The following is an 8,341-nucleotide window of genomic DNA, read 5'->3' as shown; positions in this document are numbered from 1 at the left end:
AACGAGTGACGGCCGTCGCCGCTCGGCCCGCCAGGCGTCGGTGATGACGTTTCTGGCGATCGTGAACAGGTACGAGCGAACTCCGTCGGGCCGGAGCGAGTCGAGATTGCGCCAAGCTCGCAACAGCGTCTCCTGCGCGATGTCCTCGGCGCGGTGGCGGTCGTCGACGTGTTTGCCGATGAACGACAACAGCACCCTGTGGTGGTCCCGGTACAGCCGGGCCATCACTTCATCCTCCGCGTCCGACGCCTCGCGGGACACCCTTCTTCGCATGACACCCCTGACTGACGACGACCCTGACGGAGGACGACTGTCGCTGCCTGTTCCGGGTGTACGACGGCTGGCTCAATTCGGTTCAACCGTTCGCCGGAGTTGGCCCTCACGCGGCCGCCAGCTCGTCTTGAGTGACGCTCGTCACCGTCGGCGCCGTTGAACCGGTTCGGGATGCGGGCTCGTAGAGCCACGGGACGAATCAGCGCAAGCGCTGCCTGGCAGCGGACGCCCCGTCCGCGGTGCCGGCAGCCGAATCGGGAGACCGCATGAAGAAGATCGCGATGGTCCTGTCCCTTGGGGTGACAAGCCTCGTCCTCGTGGCCTGCGGCAGCGACGGGGAGTCGGGCGCCGCCGCGGGCAGCGCGACAACCGCGACGACGTCGTCGGCTCCGGCGCCATCGCCGACCAGCACCCCCGCCAGCGGCGGCGGGACCACCTCCGGACCGGCCGCCACGCTGGACGTCAGCACCAGCCAGTTCGGCACGATCCTGGTCGACGGCGGTGGCCTGACGCTCTACCTGTTCGAAGCCGACCGGGGCTCCACCTCCGTCTGCTCGCAGGACTGCGCGTCGGCATGGCCGCCCTACGTCGTGTCCCAGGTACCGGAAGCCGGTTCCGAGGTCACGGCGAGCGAGATCGGCACGACCACCCGAGTGGACGGCACGCTTCAGGTGACCTACCACGGCCATCCGCTGTACTACTTCGCCAAGGACACCACGGCCGGGGCCGTCATGGGGCAGGGAATCGACAAGTTCGGCGGCAAGTGGTTCGTCGTCGGACCTGACGGCAACCCGATCGAAGGCGGCTGACCCACTCCGCCGGGCGAAGGTTCCGAATATTTCCGCGACGCCGAGTAGTTGTGTGACACGTCGAGCGCCCCGGACGGCGTCCGGGGCGCTCGCAGCCGTCGACTCAATACTAGATCCCGTCTGACAGCCGGCGTGCGAGGTCCGGAACGATCCCGATAACCTAATTGGCCTTGACAGCCCGTTTACCGCCGTTTCGGAGACAGGCGGACGTTGAACCGGACCGGGACCGGGGTCGTATCAGGAGGCATGAGAGAACACCGTCGCACCGCCCGGGCGCTGCCACCTCAGGCCGCCGCGCCACTCGGCTCGTCCGAGGGAGCCACCACCATGAAACGGCGTACCTACGCCAGGCGCAACGGGCTGCGCAAGCTGGTCGTCGGCAGCTCCGCGGCGCTGGTACTGGCGATGTCCGCGGGTGTCGCCCAGGCCGCCGAGGAGACCCAGTTCTACAGCAACACAAGTCTCGGCTCTCCGAGCTATCCGACCTACTATGGAGTAGGCGACACCGAGTTCGCCGACGACGTTCCGTTCAGCGGCAGCCATCTGATCAGCTCCTTCACCTTCGGCTACCAGTCGCCGGAGCCGGTGCATGCCACCTTCCGCTTCTACGGCGTGGATTCGGCCACCGGACTGCCGGGCGAGCAGGTGGCCCAGATCGAACGCGATTTCCCCGCCGTGAACGAGGCCACCCCGACCGTCACGTTGAGCGAGGCGGAGCAGTTCTGGTGGACCGCCGGACCCAACCTGTATCCGGGCGAGTTCAACGGCAGCGTTCCCACCGGGGCCTGGTACAGCATCCAGTTCTCCGCCGCCGACGGAGGGTTTCCGGATGCGCGCTTCCGCCTCGCCATGGGCACCAGTAGCACCGGGATGCTGAATGTCGAGACGGGTTCCTTCGTCACCCTCACCGACACGAACGGCTCCTCGCCGACATCCATGTACCTGCAGGTGCGCGACGTCGGGAGCACCGGCGAGGTACAGCCGGCGTTGATCAATCTGATTGCCTCTCCGGCGACGGTCAAGGCTGGTAACAGCCTCGGCAACACGGCCAAGCTGCTTCCGGTCCTGAGCAGCGACGCGCTGGCGGGCGGAACGACGGTCACTCTCAGCTCCAGCAACCCGCGAGTCGCGAGCGTCCCGTCGCAAACCGTCATTCCGGCCGGGGCCTCCAACGTCACGGTCAATGTCACGACCGCGAGGCGGGTCCGCACCACGGAGACCGTCACCTTCACCGCGACGGCCAACGGCACAAGCGTCAGCACTCAGCTGACGGTCACGCCGTAGCCACCGTACGGCCCCGAGCGGCCATGCCGAGCGAAACCCGGCATGGCCGCCGGGACGTTGACGAGGCCCTCGGTCCTGGTCATGAGGGGGGCGTCGGCGTTGCCGCGGTCGTCGTACCAGCTGCCGGCCGGGTCGACGGTGCGGATGCGGGTGATGGTGCCGTTGACGACGTAGACGAAGCCTTTGACCCGGGTCCGGCGGGCCGGGGCAATGGGCCACTCCTGTAAACGACCATTTAACGGACCATGAGTTGCTGAGGGTGGCTGCCTGGGGGCGTGGCGCGGTATCCCTCGGCGGCCAGGAACGCCCGGGCCCGGCCGAGCGCGCGTTCATCCCGGAAGACGTACCAGCGTCGCAGGTAGCCTTCGGGTGCGTCATCGAGAATGTCCCGGAAACGCCGGAAAGCGCCACGGCCATCGAGGGTATGCCACAGCCGGTCTTTCCACCGGCCGTCGCGCACCGTCTCGGTGAAATCGAGCATGTCACGGTAGCCCTCGCCGCTGTCCGGCCGGTAGGACAGCCACCGGTCCGGGTCGAACTCCTCGTTGTCCTCGTCGAGTTCGGCGGGAACGTCGGCGAACTCGAAGACACCCGGTGGCCAGACCACGCCGGTGGACAGGTCGACGACACCGCTGCCCTGGCGGGGGTCACCGTCGAGGAACCCGGCCAGTTCTTCCAGATCCACGGCAACGGGCTGCAACGGCCGCGATCGCGACCCAGGCCGGGCACCACCCGTCTCTCCCAGCGCAGCCGACAACTCGCCGACGAGGATGTCGTCACCCGGCCAGCAGCGTTCCTGTAGCTCCGCCACGCACCGTCGGGCCTGCGCCGCCAGACCGGGCTCGCCGGCGGCCAGACCGTCCAGCAGCGCCTGCCCGACGTGCTGGAGCACCGTCGAGATCGGCCGGTCGGCGAGCACCCCGTCCAGGTCCACACCGGCCGCCCGAATCTGTCGAAGGGCATCACTGTCCCAGCCGGCATCTGCAACCGCCGGCTCCGGCGCGAGCAACGCCGTCAGATCTTCGTGAACCCGTTGCAGATCGACGGTAAGGATCTCCCAGTCGGCCACACCCGACCGCACCAAGGGATCCTGCCCCGCGACGGTCTCGAGGTCGCCGCGCCCACCGACTGCCAGAACAACCTCACCGGCATCGGGCGGGATCTGCCCAGACGCCAGAAACATGCCGTCCGCATGGCACCGGTCCAGATATGCGACATGATCATCCCGTAGGGCAGGTGCCCGGCCGACACCCGCCCGGTAGCGCAAGATCAGAACGTGGAACACACTCCCATCGTGCACCCCACCCGGCACCCGGGACCCACCCGACCGCATCCGCGACTGCCACGAACAGCGACCACCATCCCGATCCAACGCCGCGATCGGGGACGCCTACGGGGGGTGGCATGAGCGACGGGAAGATATCAACATCGGCCACGCTCCGGCGGAGCCGTACGTGGTCCGCCAGCTTCTGGATGGTGGTCGGCGAGACACCGCGCCTGGCGCGGTCTCAGCGGCGGGTGAACAGCTCCCGCGAAGCCTCTCCGTCTCGATTCGTCATGTCCGGTATACAGGAAAGTGCTGTACCCGGGCATCCGATGCCGGTCGTGCCGCGGAATCTCGACGGTGCTACGCCCCCGGCGAGGAAGGTATGGCGTATCCCAGCTTCCGCAGGGCTGCGCGGAAATCGGCCTCGTGTTGCAAGGGTACAGCGATGTGACGATCGCCCACCAGGGTGCAGAGTCGGCGGAGTTTGCGGTCGTTAGCGATGAGGGCGGCCACCGCCGGGTCGACACATTCGACCACTCGTGCCAACCCGAGATCCCGCAGTTGGCCGGCGCGGGCAGTGACGTCCTCGAAGAGCTTGGCAACGGTGGCCGGTAGCTCGTGGTCCGCGCGGTCGGCCAGGAACCGCCGCAGCTCCTCGACTGGCCTACCCGCGTCGATCGCGGCCATCAACGACTTGATGGTCAGGGACCAGATGCGATCGGAGGTGCGCTGCCCGTAAACGCTCAGGAGGAGTTCGTCGGCCGGTTGGACCTCACCGGTGATGACGATGTCCAGGTTCGGCAGGATCTTGAGCGCTGGACCGGCTGCGGTACTGTCCCCCTCGGGCTCGTACCGGTCAGCCAGGCCGAACGCATAGGCGCCGAGGGCGTTCATCCGCACGGCGCGCAAACCGTCGTACCGGCTGAGGAAGTCCAGGTCGTCAGCGCCCCAGTTCTCGCGGAAATCGTCACGGGCATCAACCGGATCGCCGTAGGTGAGATCAAACAGGCCAAGCGCGCCCGCGTACTCGAACAACAGACACAGCAGATACCGACCCTCCAGCAGCGGCCAGTCGTGGAACCCATCATATCCCAGGCTGCCGTACTGCGGATCTTCGATGTACAGCTTCCAGACGTCACGTGCGACGGTGAACGGCGGTCCTCCACGCCGTATCCGGGTGAAAAGCATGTCCACCGCCACCCACTCGCCTGGCGGGCAGGCCGCGAGCGCCTCGGCAACGGCCTTGCGCCGGGGACCTGCCGCGGTCAGCGCCCGGGCGGACCGCTGACCCTTGATCGTCTCGATCCGGCTCATCTCGTCGAGGACCGCATGGCCGACCCAGCGCCTCCACAACTGCCGGATGGTCTCCGCCGCCGGCTTGGCCAGCACCGACCGGCCCCGCGCTGTCAGCACCAGACGTCCCCCGCTAACCTCTGCCAGCCCACCGGCCTGCAGCAACAGCGGCCAGGCGAACGCCGCGATCGGCTCGGTGAGATAGAAATCGCCGCGGAGCAACACTCCGGCGACCGCCGTGACGGTGGCCGCACCCGGCCGCTGTGTCTTCTCACTGCACCGCAGCTTGCCGGTCGCACACAGCTGGAGGACCGCGAGCGCGTTGGCTTGGGCCTCCCACGCCGTCAAGCGAACGGTCAGCCCGTCCGCCCCGGATGACCCGTCCGTTACTCCGTCCACATCCTGCGCCACGGCCATGCCCACTGACCCTACGACCCACCCCGACACCAAGGTCCGTCAGGAGCGGAACCATCCGAACATGCAGACAAGCAGAGACCCCCATTTGGGATTGGCCATCGTGGAACACGGTTAGATCTTCGGAGCGTGGGCTGGGCACCGAGTGGCCGGCCGCGAACGAGGCTCAACCCCTTATCAACGCGTGCCGTGGACGGCCCCCTCTCGCGACAGATGAGGTCGTGCCTACTTTCAGATCCCGCGAAATGTCACGCCCACCGGCAGCGCCGGTATCGGCCGCGGCGGAGTCCGACAAGCCGGCCGGGTCGGTGGATCTCATGCGGCCGGGTCGAGACGCTCGCCCCCCACGCCCCGCCTATGACCCGAGGCTTCCCGCGACGGTGAACGACCGGCATGCGGCAGACGAGCGCGTATCGGCGCCCGGACTGGCTACGTGGTTGTCACGCTCTGCTGGCGACGAGGTAGTCGAAGGCGGGCGGCGGGCCGACCGTGCGCTCCAGGGTTTCGATGACCTTCCGGGGGTTGTCATATGGGCCTGACTGGTAGAACGGCTTGCCGCGCCTGCCGAAGGTCATGCCTGGGGGCCCTTCCCACGCGCCGAACTGGCCGGCGGCCTGGGTGAAGTCAACATCCGTCTGCACCACCGTGGCGGACAGGGGCCTACGCGACGGTGACGACGAGCTTCCCGGCGGGGTGCCCGTCGGTGAGGTGGCGGATCGCATCGGGCACCTCGGCCAGGGGATAGGCGCGATCGACGATCGGGGTGACCGCGCCGGACTCGATGAGCCGGGCGAGTTCCGTGAGGTCCGTGGCGCGCTCGGTCGCGGTGACGTTGCGCAGCCGCTGGCCCACGAACATCGACAGCAGCGGCACGCGCAGCATCTGCCGGCTGTAGCCGCCGAGCAGCCGGCCCCTGCGGTAGCTACCGCCGATGATTGCCAGCGTCCCGCGGGGCGTCAGGGCGCGCCGCATCAGCGATACCGGGCGGTCCCCGGCGGTGTCGATGACCACGTCGTACACCGGGCCGTGGCAGTCGATCTCCTGGCGCGCGTAGTCGATGATGTCCTCGGCGCCGATGGCGCGCACCAGGTCCGCCCGCGCCTCGCTGCACACGCCGGTCACCGTCGCGCCGTACGCCTTGGCAAGCTGCACCGCGTACGACCCGACGCCGCCCGCCGCGCCGATCACCATGACCCGCTGTCCCAGCCGGACGCCGCAGCGGTCGCGTACGGCCTGCAACGCGGTCTGCGCGGAGATGGGCACTGCCGCAGCCTGTTCGAACGTCACATTCGCGGGCCTGGGGGCCAGCCGGTCCTCCCGCGCCGCTGTGTATTCGGCGTACGTGCCGCGAGGGGTCGTCCCGTATACCTCGTCCCCTGGTCTGAACCGGGTCACGTGGGCACCGACCACCGCGACCACACCAGCGAAGGCCCGGCCCCGCACCGCGGCCCTGGGCTTACGCAGCCCGGTCGCCAGACGCACAGCATACGGCCGGCCAGCCATGAAGATCCAAACGCCCGGATCAACACCGGCGGCATGCACCTGCACGAGCACCTCGTGGTCGCCGATCGCGGGTCTGTCGACCTCCCGCAGCGTGAGCACGTCAGGCGGTCCGTATACGTCCTGAACGATGGCCTTCATCATGGCTCCTCCTGCGGATCCGGGTACTGGAACACGTCGTCGAGTCGGACGCCGAACACGTGGGCGATCCGGAATGCGGTCTCGAGGGACGGCGAGTACCGGCCCTGCTCGATGGCGATGACCGTCTGCCGGGTCATGCCGAGACGCTCGGCAAGTTCGGCCTGCGTCATCTCGCCGTTGGCGAAGCGCAACGCACGGATGCGGTTCGTCACGCGGGTCGGCTTCACCATTGCGGGATGCTCCTGCTGTACAGGATGACCTTGGTAATGCCGCCGAGGATGGCCGACAGCACGAAGCAGAGGTAGATCACGTTGGCGATCCAGAAGGTGTCCCATTCGACCATCGCCATGATCATCGCCGCGACCGCACCGATGACCACGAACGACTGAGCAACGTGCTCACCCAGCCGCCCGATCTCCCGGTCGCGTTCGTCCACAACGCGGGATGCCTTCGGGTTCGTCACGCCAATCGCGATCTCCACCACGATCGACGCGGCGATGGCCGCACCGACGCTCCACAGCAGCGTCGCGACGTACGGCACGTCAGGCAACGGGCGTCCGTCGGCCCGTCCCACGATGACGACCGCGTAGGCGGCGTAGGCAACCACGGCGACGACGAGTCTGATCCACGCCCGCTTCTGCTCGTGTGTCATGCCTCGACCCCTCGATGTCCAAAATCTTTGACACCCCAAAGGTAATGAATCTTTGACCTCATGTCTAGAACTCTTTACATGAGGCTTGGCGCCCCCGCCCGATCGAGGACCGCGCCAGCCCGAACCGTGCTGGCCGGCCCACCAGCACAAGCCGCAACGGCGGCGCACCCGGGCGGCCCCGGCGGGCGCGTCCCACCGGCGTCGCAGCTCGTCCAGCCTGGCCGGCAGCTCCGGCGCCTCAAGGTCCACCTCGACCGGGGCCCCATCCCGCCCGCCGGCCTCCTGGCCGTCGCGCCCGGCGGCGTCGGCGGGCCGGATGGCGTGTTGGAGGCGATGACCCTGGACGGGCCGACCATCGCTCACCACGACCCCGAGGCCAAGGATCTCCCAGTCCCCGTCGCGTCCAGGGTTCGGTCCTCGTCGACGCGGGCAGAGAGCTCAGGAGCTCCTGGCGTTCATATTGCCGGCATAGCCAGCACGCCGAATCTTCGCGTGGGCGGGCTCGATGGACAGCGTCGGGCCGGTGACCTGCAGGTTCAGGTTCGCATTAGTGCTGGTTGGGTGCACTGGTCACCGCGACCATCGGTGTGATCTGGGCATTTGGCCAGATCGGGCATCGCGGCGACCAGCACCAATGCGAACCTCCATAGCGTGACCTTCCACATGCCGCGCGGGGCGGCCGACCCGACCGTGCTGTGCAGAGATGGA

9 protein-coding genes are annotated in these 8,341 nt (G+C 68.1%); 2 read left to right on the top strand and 7 right to left on the bottom strand.

What is annotated here, in order from left to right; translation table 11 throughout:
* On the bottom strand, window positions 1-273 hold a 273-nt coding region (locus tag AC559T_RS06640; protein WP_498868115.1), incomplete at its 3' end, for a sigma-70 family RNA polymerase sigma factor.
* Window positions 274-539: 266 nt separating this feature from the next.
* Between AC559T_RS06640 and AC559T_RS06635 the strand changes: the two genes are divergently transcribed.
* Both AC559T_RS06635 and AC559T_RS06630 read left to right on the top strand, forming a co-directional pair.
* On the top strand, window positions 540-1,082 hold the full coding sequence (locus AC559T_RS06635) for a COG4315 family predicted lipoprotein (RefSeq protein ID WP_498868114.1): 543 nt from the start codon (window positions 540-542) through the stop codon (window positions 1,080-1,082).
* Window positions 1,083-1,328: 246 nt separating this feature from the next.
* Entirely contained in the window at window positions 1,329-2,366 is a 1,038-nt protein-coding gene (locus tag AC559T_RS06630; protein WP_498868113.1) for a hypothetical protein, read from the top strand.
* A gap of 235 nt (window positions 2,367-2,601) precedes the next feature.
* On the opposite strand, the gene AC559T_RS06625 is transcribed toward AC559T_RS06630, so the two are convergent.
* The 6 genes from AC559T_RS06625 to AC559T_RS06600 form a co-directional block, all read right to left on the bottom strand.
* Window positions 2,602-3,699, bottom strand: coding sequence for a YciI family protein (locus AC559T_RS06625; RefSeq protein WP_498868112.1), 1,098 nt, complete (start codon window positions 3,697-3,699; stop codon window positions 2,602-2,604).
* Between the two features lie 294 nt (window positions 3,700-3,993).
* On the bottom strand, window positions 3,994-5,343 hold the full coding sequence (locus AC559T_RS06620) for a helicase-associated domain-containing protein (RefSeq protein WP_498868111.1): 1,350 nt from the start codon (window positions 5,341-5,343) through the stop codon (window positions 3,994-3,996).
* Window positions 5,344-5,780: 437 nt separating this feature from the next.
* Window positions 5,781-5,981 (bottom strand): hypothetical protein, encoded by a 201-nt coding sequence (locus AC559T_RS06615; protein ID WP_498868110.1) that lies wholly within the window; start codon window positions 5,979-5,981, stop codon window positions 5,781-5,783.
* Between the two features lie 19 nt (window positions 5,982-6,000).
* On the bottom strand, window positions 6,001-6,984 hold the full coding sequence (locus AC559T_RS06610; RefSeq protein ID WP_498868109.1) for an NAD(P)-dependent alcohol dehydrogenase: 984 nt from the start codon (window positions 6,982-6,984) through the stop codon (window positions 6,001-6,003).
* The gene (locus AC559T_RS06605; RefSeq protein WP_498868108.1) at window positions 6,981-7,211 is read right to left on the bottom strand and encodes a helix-turn-helix transcriptional regulator; all 231 of its coding nucleotides are present in this window, start codon (window positions 7,209-7,211) and stop codon (window positions 6,981-6,983) included. The genes AC559T_RS06610 and AC559T_RS06605 overlap by 4 nt, the downstream gene beginning before the upstream one ends.
* On the bottom strand, window positions 7,205-7,588 hold the full coding sequence (locus AC559T_RS06600) for a hypothetical protein (protein ID WP_498868107.1): 384 nt from the start codon (window positions 7,586-7,588) through the stop codon (window positions 7,205-7,207). Before AC559T_RS06600 ends, AC559T_RS06605 begins: the two co-directional genes overlap by 7 nt.
* Window positions 7,589-8,341 lie beyond the last annotated feature (753 nt).

The sequence above is a fragment of the Frankia sp. Hr75.2 genome (assembly GCF_949319125.1).
Taxonomy (GTDB): Bacteria; Actinomycetota; Actinomycetes; order Frankiales; family Frankiaceae; genus Parafrankia; species Parafrankia soli.
The sequence above is the reverse complement of the archived record's forward strand: the minus strand, read 5'-3'. Positions and strand labels throughout refer to the sequence as shown.

Coding starts and splice junctions, on each gene's coding strand:
- AC559T_RS06630 (WP_498868113.1), top strand. CDS start 1,329: ATGAGAGAACACCGTCGCACCGCCCGGGCGCTGCCACCTCAGGCCGCC.
- AC559T_RS06625 (WP_498868112.1), bottom strand. CDS start 3,699: ATGCGGTCGGGTGGGTCCCGGGTGCCGGGTGGGGTGCACGATGGGAGT.
- AC559T_RS06620 (WP_498868111.1), bottom strand. CDS start 5,343: ATGGCCGTGGCGCAGGATGTGGACGGAGTAACGGACGGGTCATCCGGG.
- AC559T_RS06605 (WP_498868108.1), bottom strand. CDS start 7,211: ATGGTGAAGCCGACCCGCGTGACGAACCGCATCCGTGCGTTGCGCTTC.
- AC559T_RS06610 (WP_498868109.1), bottom strand. CDS start 6,984: ATGATGAAGGCCATCGTTCAGGACGTATACGGACCGCCTGACGTGCTC.
- AC559T_RS06635 (WP_498868114.1), top strand. CDS start 540: ATGAAGAAGATCGCGATGGTCCTGTCCCTTGGGGTGACAAGCCTCGTC.